Origin of the sequence: Ruegeria sp. HKCCD6604 (genome assembly GCF_013110635.1) — a bacterium.
Classification (GTDB): Bacteria; Pseudomonadota; Alphaproteobacteria; order Rhodobacterales; family Rhodobacteraceae; genus Ruegeria.
The window spans coordinates 1-18,666 of the sequence record NZ_WVQW01000016.1 but is presented as its reverse complement, the minus strand read 5'-3'; the positions used below and the strand labels follow the sequence as shown (position 1 = coordinate 18,666).

The window sequence follows — 18,666 nt, the reverse complement described above, 5'->3', positions numbered from 1 at the left end:
CACCGAGAAAGACCGCAAATTGATGTTTCACCAGGGCACAGGCGTCAATCTGGCGAAGGTTGCTGAACTGGAAAGTCTAATGGAAGAAAAGGCCGCCTGATTGGCAAGCATACCTCAACAAGTGTGGCGCAGAATGTGGGGCACGAAAGTTGCCATATTTTATTTGTTTTCTCAAGAACGCTTATACGGTTTTTTGGTGCGGGCGGTGGGACTCGAACCCACACGGGCATACGCCCTTCAGATTTTAAGTCTGATATGTCTACCATTCCATCACGCCCGCACGGCGCAGCCCCTGGGGCCGTGCAATTTCCTTACAAGCACAGCGGGATGAGAACAATGCGCTTTGACGCAGATGAACCGTGATTTTTCGGTGGAAAGCTGGTTCTGCCATCGCAGTCGTTCTGCGGCTGGGCCCCTCCCCTGTTTCGAGGTCACGTAACAATCACCTTTCCGACGTCATCCCTTCCTCGGCAATCCATCTTCGCGCGGATTGCGCTGCGCGTTCACTTTGCGCATGACCTTGGTGTCGTGTTCATTTGCCACCACTGAAAACCGATCTTCGCCCAATTACAAAGAAGACCCGACCGGTTTTTCAGCGTCGTGGAATGATCCATTGTTGGTACTTCCATCGTTTACAAATAAAAATATTCATTTTAATGATTTCGTATGAATGGAATTTCTTTGTCCCGACGCAGCTTCCTGTTCAATGCCACGTGTCTTGCGGCACTTGGAGCTCAAGCCAGGATCGTGCAAGCAGAGCTGCGGCTCGGTCCTTCAGCCCGAATTACGACCGTGTCAGACGGATACCTGTCATTGCCACCTGATGTTGTTTTCGGAGCCATGCCCAAAGAGGAGGTCGAGCAATTTCTGACCCGCAATCAAGCGGACGCGACCAAGTACGAGCCAGAGTGCAACGTCACGCTTTATCGAGATGATGAAAACACCGTGCTGTTCGATGCTGGAGCGGGGCCGGACTTCATGCCCACATCGGGCAAACTGATGGAAACTTTTGAAGCAATCGGCCTGTCGCCCGAAAGTGTCACGCATGTGGTTTTCACCCACGCGCACCCGGATCATATCTGGGGTGTTCTGGATGATTTCGACGACCTGCTTTTCCCAAATGCGACGCACCTCATTGGACGCAAAGAATGGGATTATTGGTGGAACCCCTCAACGGTGGACACGATAGGTGAAGATCGCACCGCGTTCGCGGCCGGTGCAAAACGGCGATTGGAAGCAATTGAAGATCAGGTCGCGTTCTTCGAGGATGGGCAAGAGATACTTCCGGGCATTGCGGCACGGGCAAGCTTTGGGCACACGCCCGGTCACATGGCTTTTGTGCTTCGAAATGGGAATGAGTCCGTGATGGTCGTCGGCGACGCGCTGGGAAATCCGCACGTGGCCTTTGAGCACCCCGATTGGCACAGTGGAACGGATCAGGATCCCCAGGTAGCCGCAGCTGCGCGTTACTCTCTGCTGGATCAGATTTCCGAAGAGAAAATGAGAATGATTGGCTTCCACCTGCCGAACGGAGGAATTGGCCGCGTCGAAAAGACCGGTTCGGCCTACAGGTTCATTGGAGAGGCGTCATGATACGATCACTCATGATTGCGGTTGCTTTCGCCACGCCAACTTGGGCAAGCGAGGATATTGCTGACCAGCATCCGCAAAGCGTTCTGTATTCCAAGCCGGTCGAGTTCATTCCTGGCGTCTATTCCGCAATTGGCGCAACCGCTCCGCCGACCTACGAAAACTCTGGTCACAACAACAACCTGAGCTTCATCGTGACCGGTGAAGGCGTGGTCGTTGTCAACGGCGGTGCGGCCTATGTCCTTGCCGAGGCGCTGCACAAGGAAATTCAGGCGGTTACGGATCAGCCGGTCACGCTTGTCTTCAACGAAAACGGTCAGGGGCACGCGATGCTTGGCAATGCCTACTGGTCAGAAATCGGTGTTCCAATCGTCGCCCATTCGGATGCAGCAGCTGAGTTCGAGGAGTATGGCCCTCAGATTCTGGAAGGAATGAAACGATACAATCAGGACAAGGCAGAGGGGACGTTTCTGGCAGGCCCAACCGAGACATTCGATGATGAATACGTGGTTGAGATGGGCGACTTCCGGATCGAAGCAAAATACCTCGGACCGGCCCACAGCCCCGGCGATATCTCGATCTGGCTGCCGAACCAAAGCCTTGTCATCGCGGGTGACATGGCATTCCACGAGCGCATGCTGCCGATCTTTCAGGATACCTATACCGCGGAATGGCTGGAAACCTGGGACAACGAGTTCGAGGCTTTGAATGCCACATATGTCATTCCCGGGCACGGTCATCCCACGAATATGGATCAGGTGCGCCGCTATACACGCGATTACCTGGTGTACCTGCGAACCAGGATTCAAGAGCATATGGATGCAGGCGGCGATCTGACCGAAGCCTACTATGTCGATCAGTCCCCCTATGCCCATCTGGACACGTACGAGGAACTGGCAACCAAGAATGCCGGGCGCGTTTTCGAACAGATGGAGTTCGAGTAAGTCAGGAATGCTGTAGTACCGGTAGACGCATCAAAAACCTGTGCGTGCCTATCGCCCCAACCCACATGAAGAAAACGGCAAGCCAGGCTGTCAATGACAGGGCGGACCCGCCTGAAAGCCCGGCGCCCACGGCGCAACCTCCGGCAAGCATCGCTCCGAACCCCATGAGGACAGCTCCGACCAGGTAACGTTCCATCGGGGTATCCGAGCCAAAACGTTCGATCTTCCACTCGCCGGAAATGATGGCAGATCCTGCTGCGCCAATGGCCACGCCGGGAACAAGGCCGATGCCGAAAGACAGCACCACATTTCGCTCTGCAACCAACGCCATCAGCGTGTCTGTGGCCGGGCCGGTAAACGTCACTGAAGACACAGGCACGACTTCGAAAGAAGCTTGCGCGATGGAATATGTCATGAACCACCCAAGCGCCACTGCCCCGCCCACGCCTGCGGCTGTCACGATCTTTGCAGGTGCGACATTTCTATGAAAAGCAAACACAATTGCCAGAACAAATCCAATTGCGGCAACGGCTGTATAGGCCGGTGGTGAAAGCCCGATTATTGCTGAAAGATCGCGCTGTGCGCCTCCTGAGATGGTCCACAGACCGGAAATCGCTTCACGGGCCGGGCTGAGTACTCCTGTGTAGGCTGCCTGGGCCACCAAGGTCAAAATCAATCCTGTCACAAGTGCACGCAGGTTGCCGCACGAGGCCAAGACCAGCAGGCGAGATGCGCATCCGCGCGCAAGAACCATGCCTATGCCAAACATCGCCCCACCAATAATCGCACCGCTAAGGCTGCCGGTTGACGCGATCGCGCGTGCCTCGGAAAGGTCCAGCAATTCAAGCGAGACAAGCGCCTGTACCAGCGTCAGTGCCGCGGTAAAGGCGATCAGCCAAACCGCCAAGCGGGGGCCAAACTTACCTTCGGCGACTTCCACCGTCGATGCGCGCAAACAAAAATGGGACTTCTGAGCCGTAACGCCGAACAAGATACCGACCAGCACTCCGGCAAATGCCAAGGCGCCCGGGTCTCCCAGCAGATCGATGAGCCTCTCCATGGGCAGAAACTCTCACTTCGTTGCGTATGTGTCCTTGCCTTTGATCAATTCGTCATCGTCATTGCGCGGCCATCGGCCTGCGCGCCAATTGGCATTGCGTCCATAACTCACCCAATGCGGATACCAGCCGGTCGACATCTTCACAGGTGTGCACCGGCGACGGCGTAATCCGCAGACGTTCCGTTCCTTTGGGGACAGTTGGATAGTTGATGGGCTGAATGTAGATCCCATAGTCACGCATCAGCACATCCGAAATGAAGCGACACTTGACCGGATCGCCGACCATGACCGGAATGATGTGGCTTGGGTTCGGTGTATGGGGAATACCCAGATCGTCCAGCCTGTCCCGGACTTCGCGCACGCGCTTATTGTGCTGTTGCCGCTCTGCATTGCTTTGCTTCAGGTGCTTCACCGAAGCCGCAGCTCCTGCCGCCACGGCCGGAGGCAAAGCAGTGGTGAAAATAAATCCGCTGGCAAAGGATCGGACAAAGTCGACAAGCTCTTTCGACGCCGCGATGTACCCACCGACCACGCCGAACGCCTTGCCCAAAGTCCCTTCGATCACGGTCAGGCGGTCCATCAGGCCCTCGCGCTCGGCGATGCCACCGCCGCGCGGACCGTACAGCCCGACCGCGTGAACCTCATCCAGATAGGTCATCGCGCCATATCGGTCCGCCAGATCACAGATCTCGGCAATCGGTGCAATATCGCCATCCATGGAATAGACGCTTTCAAACGCGATCAGCTTGGGCGCATTTGCAGGCAAGTCCGCAAGTTGCTTTTCAAGGTCTTCAAGATCGTTGTGCTTCCAGATCCGCTTTTGACAACGGCTGTGACGAATCCCCTCGATCATCGAGGCGTGGTTCAATTCGTCGGACAGTACCGTGATGCCGGGGATGCGGGACGCCAAGGTTCCCAAGGCCGCCCAATTGGATACATAGCCGGACGTGAACAGCAATGCTGCGTCCTTGCCGTGAAGGTCCGCAAGTTCCTGCTCCAACAGCACATGTTCGTGCGTGGTCCCCGAGATATTCCGCGTCCCACCGGCACCTGCACCGCATTTGTCGATCGCCTCGTGCATGGCCGCAAGAACCTTGGGATGCTGTCCCATTCCAAGATAGTCGTTCGAGCACCAGACAGTGACTTTTTCGGGACCACCCCCTGCGTAACTGCGCGCCTTAGGAAACGCGCCGCACTGACGTTCGAGGTCAGCAAAAATCCGGTAGTTTCCTTCCTGTTTCAGTTGATCTAGTTGATCTCGAAAATACTGCCGGTAGTTCATTTCAATCCCCAACGGCCTCTTCAACGATTCCAGACAACAGGGTCTGGACCTTTTGCATTGGGCCATCCGGATAGCTTCGGTATCCGACCTTCACCCCGTCATCGTCCTCGGCCACGAAAATCCCGTATGGGCAATAGCCGATATTCATCGGATCAGCTTCCATCACCTCTCGCGAAATCTTTGCCGAGCAAAAAATAAAGATGTCCGCCGCCGCGAATATCTGTTTGTCGCTGCCGACATCAGCGCCCGTTCGGTTCAACATTTCGCCAACGTGGCTCACATAGTCGATGACCAGCCCCTGCCCGACAATTGCGGATTCGACCGCAAAGGTGGCATCATCAAAACTTCCGTCAAAGGGGGTCGTGATGATATCCTCGGCAAGCCCTTGACTGGCAGAGACCGCAAAAAACGCGGCCGTGATGATTAAGTGTTTCATGATCTTGATCCTCCTCCTGAGCCGCAGTTTCTCAGATTGAGCTTCGGGGGCTTTGACCCGTGTCAAAACCCCCGAGAACTTCTATCCAAACATGTCCGAGGTGATACCGGCATACCAACCCAGCGACTCTTCATACGTTGCTTTTCTCAGATCGGCATCTTCGCCCGTCTGGCTGATGAAGCCGTCCACCTTGGCGATTTTTTCCGGCGTCGCCTCGTAGGTTGCGCCAACCTTCACGCCATCATCCGTGTCGATCAGCGACCAGCATGTGTTGGAGAACTTGGCCGGGAACACCTTGGATCCGGTCAACGCGCCTCGCACGGCATTCGCGCACACTTTCGCCTGACTGTTGGCCGAGAAACCCGATTTCGGCATGTCACCCTGCTGGCTGGCATCGCCCAGGACATAGATGTCCGGATCCGCCTTGGAGGACATGTCCGCGGCGTTGACCGGCGCCCAGTTGCCTTCGGTCACTCCGGCCATTTCGGCAATGCGTCCGGCTTTCATCGCCGGGATCACGTTGCAGACGTCGACTTTGGTCTCTTCTCCGTCGATGGTCACCGTCATCGCGTCCGGATTTACCGAGACATTTCCCCCACCGAAGTCTTCACCAATCCAGTCGACCATGCCTTCGTAATGGTTTGCCCAGCCTTCCTGGAACAATGCCATCTTCGAAAACTTCGGCTTCGGATCCGCCACGATGATTTTCGCGGTGGGATTGTTTGCTTTCAGAACATGCGCAACCATCGAGACCCGCTCATAGGGTCCGGGCGGGCAGCGGTACGGGTTTGGTGGTGCAACCATCGCAAAGGTACCGCCTTCGGGCATCGCCATGATCTGAGCTTTCAGAAGCTCTGTCTGCGAGCCAGCCTTGTACGCATGCGGCATCTTGTTTTGCGCCGAGACGTCCCAGCCTTCAACAGCCCCGTCAACAAAATCGATACCCGGGCTGAGGATCAGCTTGTCATACGGGACCGAGCCACCCCCGGCCAAGGATACAGTCTTGGCATCGCGGTCGACACCGATGGCCCAATCGTGGACCACGTTTATCCCATAGTCGGCAGCAAGCGTTCCATAGCTGTGCGCGATATCCGAAAGTTCCTGGAACCCTCCAAGATACAGGTTCGAGAAGAAGCAGGTGTAGTAGGTCCGCGACGGCTCGATCAGCGTCACGTCGATTTCACCTTTGCTGTCCTTCGCAATATAACGGGCAGCCGTAGCGCCGCCTGCACCGCCGCCGACAACAACGACCCGGGGCCTGCCCTGAGCCAGAACCATCGGTGCAGATAATCCGGCTGCCGCCACCCCGGCGGCTCCTAGAAATGTACGTCTATTGAGTGTCATCGCGTTTCCTCCCCTTAGGCACAATCACTCTGGGTTATTGAAATATGCGGCCAACGCCGCAATCTCGTCATTGCTCAGCCTTCCGGCGATCATTTGCATAACCGGGTGTGGCCGCTTTTTGTCCTTGTATGCGTGCATGGCGACGACAAAATCCTCGTCGGGCCAATACACGATCGACGGGATACCCTCGTCACTTCCCTCGATCTGATGGCACGTCGTGCATTCGCTGCTGAGATATGCGCCGTATTCGGGATCTCCCTGAATCGCCAGGATCGCTGGATCGACGGAATGGTCCGTGCCTTTCGCGGTTGGGTCCGCTTCGGGAATATCCCGAGGGTTGTCTGAAAACCCTCGCAAATAGGCAATCACATTGGCCCGGTCTTCCGGGTCTTTCAGACCGCGAAAGCTCATCCTTGTGCCCGAGGCGAATGCACGGGGATTTTCGATATAGGCTGACAAGGTGTCAGCGTGCCATTCCAAACCCGAATTTCCCGCGCGCATAAGGCTTTTGGAATAATTGAAATCATCGAGACCTGCGGCCTTGCGCCCAAAAACACCATTCAGATGCGGACCGATTTTGTTTTCCGCGCCTTCGCCAACCTGATGGCAGCCTTTGCATTTGGCGAACACTGTTTTCCCGGCCTCGACATCACCAAGGTCTTCGGTTGCGTAGGTCGATGTGGCGAAAGCCGCCACAACCGCCGCACACGCCACTATGTCCGACCACCGCACGATCAGCTTCCGAACGATTTGAGGTAGACAATCACGGCCTCAACGTCGTCTGGCTTCCGGAGCCCTGCAAAAGACATTCGCGTGCCCTTCATGTAATCCTTGGGTTTCGTCAGGAAGGCCGCCATTTCCTCATCCGTCCAAACAAGGCCGGCTTCGGATGCGGCTTTCATCGCCTTGGAGTATTTGAACCCCTCGACCGATCCTGCATTGGCCCCGACTATTCCGTTCAACGCCGGCCCGGTGCCGTGCTTTGCACCTTCACCTACCTGATGGCAGGCTTTGCACTTCGTGAAGACTTTCGCTCCGGCGGCAACCAGTTCCGTTGCTTCGTCGGTCTCTTCGGCCGCTTGAACGGCTGGCTCCGCAGCGGCTTCTTCCTCGGGCTTGGGTGCCGCTGCCGGAATGAACGACGGGCCGTCCGCAGTGAATGTCGGCAACCCCTCAACGGTGGCATCATTCATCACCGAGTTCGACCCACCTTCGGGCGGCGTCTCGACCAGAAAAACGGAACGCATCGTGACAGCGGACTCTGCTTTGCAGTTTTCCATGCAAGGCTCCTTGCGCCATTCAGCATACTCGGTCTCGGGTCGCGTATCGACGACAAAACCGTCCTTGTTGTACATCTCGAATTCGGCGAAGTTTTCGTTGCTCAGTTCGAAATCGTCATCCACCAAATCATTTGAATACAGGATGTAGGCAACAATCGCATAGGTCTCATCTGCGGTCAAAGTGCCCGCCTCGCCAAATGGCATGGATCGGGAAATGTAATCCCAGGCAGTAGACAAATGCGGCCAGTATGACCCCACGGTCTTCACGGGATCTTCGTTTGCAAGCGTATCGAACCCACCGGCAAGAACGGGCCAGTTGTCCACACCTTCGGCAAACTCTCCGTGACATGAGGCGCAGCGGTCGGCAAACACTTCTTCCCCGGTCCAAACGTCGCCCGATCCGACAGGCAAGCCCCGCCCGTCCGGCAAAACGTCAACGTCCCAGGCCGCGATCTCTTCCTCCAGCGCAGGCCGTCCAAGCCCATAGGTGCCCTCGTGGCGGGGCGCAGGTGCGGTCAGGTTCGCGCCATTCGCAACCCGTTCCGCTGCGGCGGCCTGAATTTCCTGGACTTTGAGCTCAAGCTGGGCTGCTCGTTCGGCTTCTGTCTTCGCTTTTTCCTGTGCGGCTGCTGCGTGGGCCTCAACCTGACCAATCCGGGTTTCCAAAATTTCGATCTTCGATTGGCCGAAGTTTCGGTTGGCGAACACCAACGCCCCCGCAAGCACCAACGCCGTGCCGCCAAATACGGGCAGGAAAACATGACTAAGAGACTTCGACATTCTCGGCGATCCCCTCTGCGCTTACGTACCACGTCTGGATACAGTTATTGTGATAGACCGAGTTCTCGCCGCGCTTTTCGCGCAGCTGGTCTTTGGTTGGCTGTACATAGCCGGTCTCATCCATTGCTCGGGCCTGTAGGAGCATGGGCGCCCCGTCCCAATTCGTGTCGAGATAGAAACGTGTCAAAGCCTTGGTGTCGCCCTGCTTGCCAAGGCGTGCCGTCTCCCACGTGATGCCGCCGTCCTTGGACACATCGACACGGGTAATCTGTCCGTGGCCTGACCATGCAAGCCCTGAAATCACCAGCGGCCCGGGCCCATGTTTGATCGGCATTTGCGGGCTGGGCGAGGTTATGACGGATTTCGCATCCATCACCCAAGTCCATTTCTGGGCCGTGCCATCGGCATAGACATCGGTGTATTTCGAAGTTTCTTCACGGCTTTCGACCGCCCTGTCGACAACCTCGATCCGGCGCAGCCATTTGACCCACATGTTGCCTTCCCAGCCTGGCACGACCAGGCGCACAGGATAGCCATGTTCCATCCGCAGGGCCTCGCCATTTGCCTTGAAGGCCACCAACACATCATCCAGCGCTTTTTCCATCGGAATGGAGCGGCCATTGGACGACGCGTCCGCGCCCTCGACATAGACCCATTTGTCGGGCGAGATATCGGCGCCGGCCTCTTGCAACAGCGTGCGCAGCGGAACACCGGTGTATTCCATGTTGTGGATCATACCATGGGTGAATTGCACGCCGTTGAGCTGCGCACCCGCCCACTCCATCCCGGTGTTCGCCGCGCATTCGCAGAAGTACACGTGGTTTTCGCGCGGGAAACGTTCGATGTCGTCATACGTAAAGACAAGCGGGCGATCGACCAGCCCGTTGATCATCAGCCGATAGTCTTCCTTGCGCAGTTCAATCGCGCCCGAGTGGTGCCGTTCAAAGGCGCAGCCCTGGGGTGTGATGGTACCATCAAGCGCGTGGATCGGCGTGAAGTTGATCGACGAAATCGGAGAGGCGGTCAGCCATTCCACATTGCGGCGCACGACATGGGATTCATAGCTGATGGGCATGCCATAAGGTGTCTCGTCAACGCCTGCGCCCGTGTACGATGCCCAATCCTGAAGCTCTGTTATCAGGGGGTCGGGCGTTTCTGCCACTGCCGCACCTGCAACTGACCCCGCGGCGACCGCGGCACTGCCTTTCAGGAAGGCCCGGCGGGACGGTTTGAACGCGTCATCCATATCTCTTAGGTCTCCATCTGTTTCTTAGGCGCCGACGACATCGACGCTGGTGTTCTCTTGCACCGTTACGGTTCCAAGGTTGCGAATGTGGTTTTCGACGACATCCCAGATCGGCGGACCTTCGGTGCCTTCGTTGACGCTGGCCCAGCCGGCCACGACATAGGTTTTCGACGGATCAATCGCTTCACCTGTCTTGAGCAGGGTCATCTCGCTGATCCGCTGCCCTTGCGGCTTGGTCACGTCGATGCGGTAGCCCAGCCCACCGACACGGACCATGTCGCCGCCCTGCTGGTAGTAGGGATCAGGGTTGAACAGGTTGTCGCCAACATCCTCGAGGATCACATGGATGAACTCACCCGTCATTTCCGTGCGATAGGCATTCGGATATGACATCGAAGTGACGTTCCAGATGTCCTCGCGCGTGATCTCCTGCCCCGGCAGGATCGACGGCCCCCAACGAACACCGGGGGACATGGCAATGTCTGCCTCCCGCTCTTTGAGCAGGGCATCACAGATCAGGTCATCCCAGGTTCCGTTGAAATTGCCGCGACGATAGAGCAACGAGTCCGTTCTGCCGATCACTTCGCTAAGCGTCGCCTCATAGGGCGCGCGCTGCTCATCTATCAGGGCGGTGATCGCAGGATCCGGAGCGATAACATCAGAGAAGATCGGGATCAGCTTGTGCTTCAACCCCATCAACTGCCCATCCCGCACATCCAGATCCACGCGGCTGACGAACTTGCCGTTCGAGCCTGACGCGATGATATGCGTTTTGCCCACCAGAATCGGCTCGGGCAGCGCATCATGGGTGTGGCCACTGAGGATCACGTCGATCCCCTGCACCCGACCGGCCATTTTCTTGTCCACGTCAAAGCCGTTATGGCTGAGGACGACGACGACATCGGCACCGGCATCGCGAACCTCGTCGATCATTGCCTGCATGTTCTCATCCCGAATGCCGAAAGAGTATTCAGGGAACATCCAACCCGGGTTCGCAATTGGCATGTAAGGGAACGCCTGCCCGATCACGGCAACCTTTGCACCGCCCCGGTCAAAGAACTTGTAGGGCTTGAACAATTCCGCTGGTTCATCCCACTCGGCATCAAAAATGTTCTGACCCAAGGCGGCAAAGGGCAGCCCTTCGACGATTTCGTTGACTCTGTCGCTGCCCAGCGTGAACTCCCAATGAAAGGTCATTGCATCAGGTTTCAGCGCGTTCATGACATTGACCATGTCCTGACCGGCCGTCTGAAAACAGGTGTAAGACCCGTGCCAGGTATCGCCGCCATCCAAAAGCAGGGCATCGGGCCGGTCCGCACGGATGGCATTGATCACCGTCGAGACCCGGTCCAAACCACCGACCCGACCGTAGGTCTTTGCCAGGGCCGCAAAGTCGTCGTATGTCAGCGCATAGGCGGACGGGCTGCCATCCTCGATCCCGTAGGCCTTGCGGAATGCGGCCCCCGTGACGTGCGGCATCTGCCCTTTCGCCTCGCCGATACCCAGGTTTATCTCGGGTTCACGGAAGTAAATCGGTTTGAGTTGCGCGTGGATGTCAGTGACATGGATCAGGCTGATATTGCCAAAGGTCTCAAACTCCAGCAGTTGATCCTGCGTCAGACTTTGCTGCGCGGAAAGCCTGGCCCAATTGCCAAACCCGGATGCTCCGTACAGAGCCGATACCGCCATTGAAACCTGCAAGAAGTCACGTCGAGAAATCATCTTTCGGCTTTCCTGTTACACATATAAATGTGTGAATGTTGCATTCTTGAAAAACCCGCGCCGGACATCGCCCACGCGGGTCGTTCGTTATTGGCGCACAGCCGGGGTTTCGACTGAAAGCCCGTTGCCACGCGAGGCAACGTAAAGCTCCAGCGCACGGAATTCGTCTGAACCTTCGGCAAAGGTTTCCGCCCGCGTATCACGAATACAACCGCGGAAACGATTGTGTCGCGAAATCAGCTTGGCCTGTTTCAAGCGATACGTCGGGAACCCGTTGATCATTCCCTGGCTCAGGTGATCTGCCCGGATCATGTTGCCCCAATTGTCTTCATGACAGTTGGCACAGCTCAGCTCCAACTGGCCATAGCGAGTATAGTACATTTCCTTGCCCTGTTCCCAATACGGGGCGGCATCACCGTCGATGGCAACGTTCATGGGCATCCCGCGTGACTGTAGTCCGATCAAAGCGACCATGCCCTGCATATCGCCGCCGGACCATTTCCAGGCATCGGCCTCCATGTGCTCGGTCCGGCACGCGTTGATCAGATCTTCCATGACCACCAGCTTGCCGGTTTCGGCATCAACCTTCGGCATGGAAGCCTGCAATCCCTTGAAGCTTTCCACCCCGTCGTGGCACGAGGCACAGCTTTTGCCGGCAGCCCCATCGACTGTCTCAAAAAGGTCGGCAGCCTGATCGACGAAGATCATCGCCGGATTGTCGAAATCATCAATCTGAAGGGCCTGGGTTTCATCCGTACGGAAATGCCAACCGGAATAGATCGTGTCCAGGTTTTCCAGATGCGCCGGCGCTTCGGTGACCGAGGTCATGTCCAGCTCGTCATTGATCACAAGATTGTCTTCGTCAGGTCCGGCCATTGCTGACACTGGGAAAACCAGAACTGCCGCGATCGCCGTTAATGCCTTTGTATTCATTACGTTCCTCCCTTGGTGGACCAGCGCCAAACGTCATGTCCGGCGCTGATCTGCCTTAGTGGTCGAGCCGTCAGGCGATCTCGATCGATTTCTTCTCGTCGTAGACAGAGCCGTCGTCATCGTACCAGGTGAACACGAACTCACCTGCCTCGGGCACGGTTGCCTCAAACTGGAAATACGGGTTGGTTGAGATTGCCGGCTCCATCGTCACATCGACCACCATTTCACCGTTAAATTCACAGGTGAAACGGTTGATGATCGACCGAGGTATGACGTTGCCTTCTTTGTCCTTGCGCTGTCCGCTTTCCATCTTGTGGCTGATCAATGTCTTGATCGTGACGGTTTCGCCAGCTGCGGCTTTCTTGGGAACCTTGACGCGGGGTTTCACACCGGTTGCCATTGGTTAGTCTCCTGTTCTTCGAGGCGCGCGTGGCTATCAGCCGCCGCAGCCGCCGATTGTCACTTTTACGGTCGCGGATGCCTTGGCAAAGCTGCCATCTGCCATCTTCGCCACGGCAATGACATCCTGCGTTCCGGCAAGGCGGATACGGGTTGAAGCAGCCTGTTCAGCAGCCAGTGGGCCGAAGTTGAACGTTGCGACGCCCGGTTCGGGGTTGCCTGCTGCAACGATCAGAATCGACGCCGCACCCGGGGCGCTTACTTCGATCGGTACGGTGTTTCCGTTTTCGGCGATTTCAGGTGCCGTCAGTGTAACACCGCCGTCAGCCACATCCGCCCCACCGGTAAACGCGGCAATCGCATCCTCAGCGGCCGCATTTGCACGAAACGGCATCATTGTCAGGAACGCGGCGCCCAGCCCAAGGGCCAGAGTTTCGCGGCGAGAAAGTTCCATTTTCAATCTCCTTTGAATCTTCGAAAAATCACGCTGGACAAGCGTGACTATTCCTCTTTCAGGGTTGCAAGAAACGCGACCACGTCTTCGATTTCCTGCGCTGTCAGGATCGAAGTCAGAGGCTCGGTCGGGGCTTTGCCGGTATAGGCGTCGCCCGGGCGGATATAGCCGTCATCCTTGTAGAATGCCGGCATCACCGTGCCTTCGAACGTCATTTTCGCGTTTGCAACCAATCCGCGAAGCTCGGCCTCGGACCAACGATCACCGGCACCATCCAGCGCCGGGCCAACCTCGCCATGGAACGGAATATCGGCCAAAGCCGAGACCGCATGGCACGCCACGCAATTGCCTTTTGACTTGTCGCCAACGATCAGCGCGCCATTTGCCGCGTCACCAGCCGCGCCGGTCAACGAGACCTCTACGGCACCATATTCACCATAGGTTACGTTTTTCGGGTCGGTATCCGCGGCAAACGCGGCACCCCCTGTCATTGCGCAGACCAATGTTAAGAGTCTCAGCTTCATGATCCCTCCCATTTGCTAACACGCCGACGGCGCTTTGCGACCCAAAGCATTTGTGTACCGTAGTCGACGAGGGTGGCCTGTCGCAACATTAAATTCATTACAATGAATTTTTTTATTTATATCCCCCGACCTCAGTCTTGCGAAATATTGTTTCGCTCCTGAATGCGCCGTGCGTGGTAGCGCTGAAAATCTTCACCATTTTCAAGTTCGTAGCGCTTTTCAAAGACCCAGGTGAACAGATCCAAGGTTGTTCCTTTCGAAAACGCCCCCGGCATGACTGCAACCGCTGCATCAATGGCGGTGGCGTCCTCGGGAACCTCTTCCGGCAGAAATACAAGGGTCGGCGTAAACAGAATCCCCCATTTGCGCATCAGCGCTCTTTGCTCGCTCTCTTCCCCGTCAAAGTCGGTGGCCGTGGTGCTTCCGTGCAGATCCAGTTGGACGACAAAGAAGTTCTCTTCGATGTACGCCGCCAGGTCGGGCTGGGGGAAAACCTCTTCGTGCATTTTCTTGCAATAGATGCAGCCCTGTTGCTCGATAAACAAAACCAGGCGTTTGCCTTCATCTGACGCTTCTTCAAGATCCTCGCGAAGGTCTTTGAACGTGTCGCGCATCCATAGTGTTTTGTGCAACCCGTCGTCGCCAAGCTCGGCGGCTGAAACCGCCACGCCCACTAAGCACGCCATCAAAACTGACAATGTTCGCTTCATGTTTTCCTCCCGTATTATCCGATGGCCGCAAGCCAGGGCATATGGTCCAGCATCCATTGAGCCACGCGATTGATCGAGTTGGTTGCGATCAGAGCGCCGAACAGAATCAACAGACAGCCCATGGCCTTCTCGATCAGAGGCAAATGCTTTCTGAACCGCGCCATCCACTGCATGAAGGGGCGCACCAAAAAGGCCGCCAGAACAAAGGGGGCGGTCATTCCCACCCCGTAAACGAATAGAAGCATCGCACCGCGCCAAGCCGTCTCGGTTCCGGCCGCCGTAAACAGGATTGCAGCAAGCACGGGCCCGACACAGGGCGTCCAGCCAAAAGCAAATGCCAGTCCCAGAACATACGCACCAATCAGGCTCGGGTTTGATGTTTCACCGACATCTGCCCGAAACTGGCGATACAGGAATCCGATGCGAATCAGCCCCAGGAAATGCAAGCCCATCGCCATGATGATGGCCGCGGCAATCCAACGAAGAATATCGAAGTATTCGCGGATCATTTGACCGAATATCGAAGCCGTGGCCCCAAGGGCCATAAATATCGTTATGATCCCTGCTGCAAAAGCGATTGCAGAAAGCGTTGCCCTGCGGCGAACGTTGCCGGAAATGACTGAACTGGCAGAAATCTGCTCCATCCCGACACCCGCCAGGTAACTGAGGTAAAACGGGACAATCGGCAGGATGCACGGGGACAGAAATGACAACAGCCCTGCGACCAAAGCCCCTGCAAATGTAATGTCGAGCATGGTCAAACCCGTCCTGGCACGCTATCATTCATACATTCAAAGTAATAAAGATATGACGCTGCGGTCAATCGGAGCTTGAGATGCGCCACCTTTTCCTGCTTGTGCTTGCGGTCACGTTGCTTATTTCGCCTCTGGCTTTACGGGCGGAAATGGCGCTTCTGATGGCCGAAGAAGATGGGTGCATGTGGTGTGCCCGATGGGATTCCGAAATCTCGGGAATCTACCCGAAAACACAGGAAGGAAATGCCGCCCCGCTTCGGCGTGTCGACATCCATGAAACCCTGCCGGATGGGATCACCCTAAAACGACCTCTCTACTACACTCCGACCTTTGTTTTGCTGGACAACGGCCACGAAGTCGGCCGGATCGAAGGCTACCCCGGCGAAGACTTTTTCTGGGGGTTGTTGGGCGTGATGCTGCGTGACGCAGGGGTACAGGTTGAGACCTCTGGCTAATCGGCGGCAAATTACATAAACTGTTTTGAATGCGTGAAGCTGAGAAAGCGAGGCGATCCTTTTGGACAAACCATCGAAACTGCCGGTGTTCACAAAGGACATGTGTGCGGAAGATCTGGACCGAATGATGGAGAATGCCCAGACGGCATCAAACTTCCTGAAGGCCATCAGCCACGAGGGGCGTCTGATGATCTTGTGCTATCTGTCATCGGGTGAAAAGTCCGTCACCCAAATGGAAGAGATGCTGTCGGCGAGACAGGCCGCCGTATCCCAACAATTATCCCGACTGCGCTTTGAAGGCTTGGTCAAAACACGGCGCGAGGGTAAGACAATTTATTACAGATTGGCTGATGATCGTTCGACGCAAATACTGGAAGTCGTTTACGATCTTTTCTGCCGGGAGACGTAGAAGCCGGTCAAGACGCCGCCAGCTTTGGGAGGAGACTGGCAATGTTCGAAGCATTGGGAGACGCAAATGCCGTTGCTCTGATCGGTTTGATTGGGGGCATCGCTTTGGGGCTGGCTGCGCGCATCGGTCGCTTTTGCACGTTGGGTGCAATCGAAGACTTCCTTTACGCAGGCGATGATCGGCGACTTCGCATGTGGGCGGTTGCGATTGGCGTCGCGATTGTTGGAAGCCATGCCGCCATGGCGTTCGGGTGGCTTGACCCTGTAGGAACACGCTACCTTGCCCAGACCTGGAACCCGATCGGTTCGATCGTGGGCGGCCTCATGTTCGGTTATGGAATGGCCATCAGCGGGAACTGCGGCTATGGGGCGCTGGCAAGGCTGGGAGGTGGCGACCTTCGATCCTTCGTCATCGTCCTGATCATGGGCCTTTCGGCGTATGTGGTAATGTCCGGCCCCCTGGCATATCTGCGGGTTTGGCTGTTTCCAGTAGAAATGGATATCAGCGCGCCCCAAAGCGTCAGCTTTCTAGCTGAACGGTTGACCTCTGTTCCGGCGTGGTTCGTCGGTTCTGCCGTCGGTGTCGTTTTGGTGGTCTTCGCTTTGGCGAACCAGCAGTTCCGCCGCACGCCAGCGCAGGTGTTCTGGGGATCTGTGGTTGGACTGGCGATCGTTTCGGGCTGGCTTGGCACGAATTGGGTAGCAACCCACGGCTTTGACGGTGAGCCGGTGCAAACGCATACCTTCGCGGCACCCTTGGGTGACACGATATTCTACTTGATGACAGCGTCCGGAAACACTTTGTCTTTTGCCGTCGGATCAGTCTCGGGCGTTCTGATCGGCGCGTTTTTGGGGTCTTGGTCAAAGGGTCATTTTCGCTGGGAAGCCTGCGAAGATCCGCGCGAATTGAAACGGCAGATGCTGGGCGCGGCGATCATGGGCCCCGGAGCGATCATCGCAGTCGGTTGCAGCGTCGGACAAGGCATATCTGCCTTCTCACTTCTGGCCTACAGCGCGCCTGTGACATTCGCCGCGATCTTTGCAGGCGCGGCGCTTGGACTGAGACAACTAGTGTCCGGGCTGTCCTTCATTACCGAGCGCTGAGTTCTTAACACCACCATGCCTTATGCCAAAAAGGTGTCGGTCGCGCCGAGTAGCCCCACTTGAGTGGTCAGGCTTTGTTGGTTGGTACATGACCGGTCTTTTGGTTGATCTAAAGAATGGTTTGCGGCGCTCGCACCCGCAATGTCCCAGGGTCGGTCGAGAATTCTGCACAGCCCAATCGCATGCGTCACTCCGCAAAAGGCGGAACAGGAATCTTCAACGATCTTCAATGCCAAAAGAACCCAGCCTTTGAGCCGCAAGCCTTCAGGCAATCACAAGGCAGGTCTTGCCTCGGATAAACTATCAAAAAAGGCAACAAGGACTTCAGCAACCGCAGTTTCGGCTTTCTGACACATTGAAGACCTGCCAGCGAAAACGAGATTTGGTCGTCAGCAAGGACCCTGCAATCCCACAAGGCCACCGAGGCAAAAAAGCAATCACCGGACAGCCAGCCAAGTCTGCGATTTTTGAAATCTCCGCCCTGTCTGGCTGTACATGTTGCAGCCTTGGCCAGTGACACGCTTTTCTTCGCAAAGCTCTCGTCAGCTTGACTGAATTGGCGCTTGGCCAAGAACCTGCCTTAGTTCATGCCCAAGGCTTCCTTATTATGTTGGCTAACAATCCGAGTCGTAGCTATTTCCATTACTTGCGCCAGCTTTGAATCGGTTCGCGACCGCATCATAGCTGACTTGCAGACTTGAGACACATGGTGCGCAAATGGAAGGTAAGATGACGCCAGGACACCTGGTGTACTGGTAAAACTGAGTGATCTGGCATCGCTGTTGTCTGAGGCCTCGTATTATTTACCTGCGCATCCGAAATAAAAGACGACTAAATGCGCCGTTCAATTGCTGGTTCATGGTCTCGTGGCGGCATGCCAGGTCCTCTCCAATCAAGACCCTGCGATAGAGATCTCAAAGTGGGTGTTCACCACACGCAACAAGTGCTCAAAGTCACCCTGTACGGCATCCTCCAAAAAGGTCTGAATTTTGGCTTGCTCGGCTCCGGCTCTCTCGGCTGCGGCCTGGCAGCATGCTAGCACTTCAAGGGCGTTAGTATTTGTTCTTGGCAGGTCGATGGTTGCAAGTTTTTTCATGCTAAATCCTCATGTTGAATATCGGTTAACTATCGCACGCCAAAAATTAATCTCAGGTGTAGAAATTGCGGCTTTTCCCCAATGCAGAGTGTCAACGGCGGCGTAAAAACCTGCCATGGGGCGGAGCAAAAGTCGTCCACTGAT

Annotated in this window: 20 protein-coding genes and 1 tRNA gene; 5 read left to right on the top strand and 16 right to left on the bottom strand. The window is 56.2% G+C overall.

The annotated features are described in order from the left end of the window. Positions 1 to 194: 194 nt before the first annotated feature. Positions 195 to 280 (bottom strand) — tRNA-Leu (locus GS614_RS21230). Positions 281 to 666: 386 nt separating this feature from the next. Between GS614_RS21230 and GS614_RS21225 the strand changes: the two genes are divergently transcribed. Beyond that, a complete protein-coding gene (locus GS614_RS21225; RefSeq protein ID WP_171727264.1) occupies positions 667 to 1,593 on the top strand; it encodes an MBL fold metallo-hydrolase in 927 nt (308 codons plus the stop codon). Continuing rightward, positions 1,590 to 2,534: an MBL fold metallo-hydrolase gene (locus GS614_RS21220; protein WP_171727263.1), complete on the top strand. Its 945-nt coding sequence runs from the start codon at positions 1,590 to 1,592 to the stop codon at positions 2,532 to 2,534. Before GS614_RS21225 ends, GS614_RS21220 begins: the two co-directional genes overlap by 4 nt. A gap of 1 nt (position 2,535) precedes the next feature. Here the strand turns inward: GS614_RS21220 and GS614_RS21215 are convergent, their stop codons facing one another. The 14 genes from GS614_RS21215 to GS614_RS21150 form a co-directional block, all read right to left on the bottom strand. After that, positions 2,536 to 3,594, bottom strand: coding sequence for a YeeE/YedE family protein (locus GS614_RS21215; protein ID WP_171727262.1), 1,059 nt, complete (start codon positions 3,592 to 3,594; stop codon positions 2,536 to 2,538). 58 nt (positions 3,595 to 3,652) lie between these two features. After that, the gene (hemA, locus tag GS614_RS21210; RefSeq protein WP_171727261.1) at positions 3,653 to 4,876 is read right to left on the bottom strand and encodes a 5-aminolevulinate synthase; all 1,224 of its coding nucleotides are present in this window, start codon (positions 4,874 to 4,876) and stop codon (positions 3,653 to 3,655) included. A 1-nt stretch (position 4,877) separates the two neighbouring features. Continuing rightward, positions 4,878 to 5,312 (bottom strand): DUF302 domain-containing protein, encoded by a 435-nt coding sequence (locus GS614_RS21205; RefSeq protein ID WP_152457377.1) that lies wholly within the window; start codon positions 5,310 to 5,312, stop codon positions 4,878 to 4,880. Between the two features lie 81 nt (positions 5,313 to 5,393). Continuing rightward, positions 5,394 to 6,656, bottom strand: a complete 1,263-nt coding sequence (locus GS614_RS21200; RefSeq protein ID WP_171172640.1) for an NAD(P)/FAD-dependent oxidoreductase — start codon at positions 6,654 to 6,656, stop codon at positions 5,394 to 5,396. A gap of 24 nt (positions 6,657 to 6,680) precedes the next feature. Continuing rightward, entirely contained in the window at positions 6,681 to 7,388 is a 708-nt protein-coding gene (locus GS614_RS21195; protein ID WP_371809427.1) for a c-type cytochrome, read from the bottom strand. A gap of 2 nt (positions 7,389 to 7,390) precedes the next feature. Next, positions 7,391 to 8,716 (bottom strand): c-type cytochrome, encoded by a 1,326-nt coding sequence (locus GS614_RS21190; protein WP_171727260.1) that lies wholly within the window; start codon positions 8,714 to 8,716, stop codon positions 7,391 to 7,393. Further along, positions 8,700 to 9,962, bottom strand: coding sequence for a sulfite dehydrogenase (gene soxC, locus GS614_RS21185; protein ID WP_152457374.1), 1,263 nt, complete (start codon positions 9,960 to 9,962; stop codon positions 8,700 to 8,702). Before soxC ends, GS614_RS21190 begins: the two co-directional genes overlap by 17 nt. 24 nt (positions 9,963 to 9,986) lie before the next feature. Next, positions 9,987 to 11,684 carry a thiosulfohydrolase SoxB gene (gene soxB, locus GS614_RS21180; RefSeq protein WP_171727259.1) on the bottom strand — a complete coding sequence of 566 codons (1,698 nt, stop codon included), beginning with the start codon at positions 11,682 to 11,684 and terminating at the stop codon, positions 9,987 to 9,989. An 87-nt stretch (positions 11,685 to 11,771) separates the two neighbouring features. Then, positions 11,772 to 12,617 (bottom strand): sulfur oxidation c-type cytochrome SoxA, encoded by an 846-nt coding sequence (gene soxA, locus GS614_RS21175; protein WP_171172635.1) that lies wholly within the window; start codon positions 12,615 to 12,617, stop codon positions 11,772 to 11,774. A 70-nt stretch (positions 12,618 to 12,687) separates the two neighbouring features. Then, positions 12,688 to 13,017 carry a thiosulfate oxidation carrier complex protein SoxZ gene (soxZ, locus tag GS614_RS21170; protein ID WP_171727258.1) on the bottom strand — a complete coding sequence of 110 codons (330 nt, stop codon included), beginning with the start codon at positions 13,015 to 13,017 and terminating at the stop codon, positions 12,688 to 12,690. 36 nt (positions 13,018 to 13,053) lie between these two features. Further along, a complete protein-coding gene (gene soxY / locus GS614_RS21165) occupies positions 13,054 to 13,470 on the bottom strand; it encodes a thiosulfate oxidation carrier protein SoxY (protein ID WP_152457370.1) in 417 nt (138 codons plus the stop codon). A 47-nt stretch (positions 13,471 to 13,517) separates the two neighbouring features. Further along, the gene (gene soxX, locus GS614_RS21160; RefSeq protein ID WP_171172632.1) at positions 13,518 to 13,994 is read right to left on the bottom strand and encodes a sulfur oxidation c-type cytochrome SoxX; all 477 of its coding nucleotides are present in this window, start codon (positions 13,992 to 13,994) and stop codon (positions 13,518 to 13,520) included. Positions 13,995 to 14,125: 131 nt separating this feature from the next. After that, complete coding sequence (locus GS614_RS21155; protein WP_171207064.1) at positions 14,126 to 14,704, bottom strand: thioredoxin family protein; 579 nt, start codon at positions 14,702 to 14,704, stop codon at positions 14,126 to 14,128. Between the two features lie 14 nt (positions 14,705 to 14,718). Then, positions 14,719 to 15,459: a cytochrome c biogenesis CcdA family protein gene (locus GS614_RS21150; RefSeq protein ID WP_171207063.1), complete on the bottom strand. Its 741-nt coding sequence runs from the start codon at positions 15,457 to 15,459 to the stop codon at positions 14,719 to 14,721. Positions 15,460 to 15,539: 80 nt separating this feature from the next. On the opposite strand from GS614_RS21150, the gene GS614_RS21145 reads away from it, so the two are divergent. The 3 genes from GS614_RS21145 (at position 15,540) to GS614_RS21135 (ending at position 17,426) form a co-directional block, all read left to right on the top strand. Beyond that, a complete protein-coding gene (locus GS614_RS21145) occupies positions 15,540 to 15,914 on the top strand; it encodes a hypothetical protein (RefSeq protein WP_171172629.1) in 375 nt (124 codons plus the stop codon). A gap of 100 nt (positions 15,915 to 16,014) precedes the next feature. Next, complete coding sequence (locus tag GS614_RS21140) at positions 16,015 to 16,323, top strand: metalloregulator ArsR/SmtB family transcription factor (RefSeq protein WP_152459831.1); 309 nt, start codon at positions 16,015 to 16,017, stop codon at positions 16,321 to 16,323. 41 nt (positions 16,324 to 16,364) lie between these two features. Next, entirely contained in the window at positions 16,365 to 17,426 is a 1,062-nt protein-coding gene (locus GS614_RS21135) for a YeeE/YedE family protein (RefSeq protein WP_171727257.1), read from the top strand. A gap of 892 nt (positions 17,427 to 18,318) precedes the next feature. Here the strand turns inward: GS614_RS21135 and GS614_RS21130 are convergent. Then, entirely contained in the window at positions 18,319 to 18,522 is a 204-nt protein-coding gene (locus GS614_RS21130; RefSeq protein ID WP_171120730.1) for a hypothetical protein, read from the bottom strand. Positions 18,523 to 18,666 lie beyond the last annotated feature (144 nt).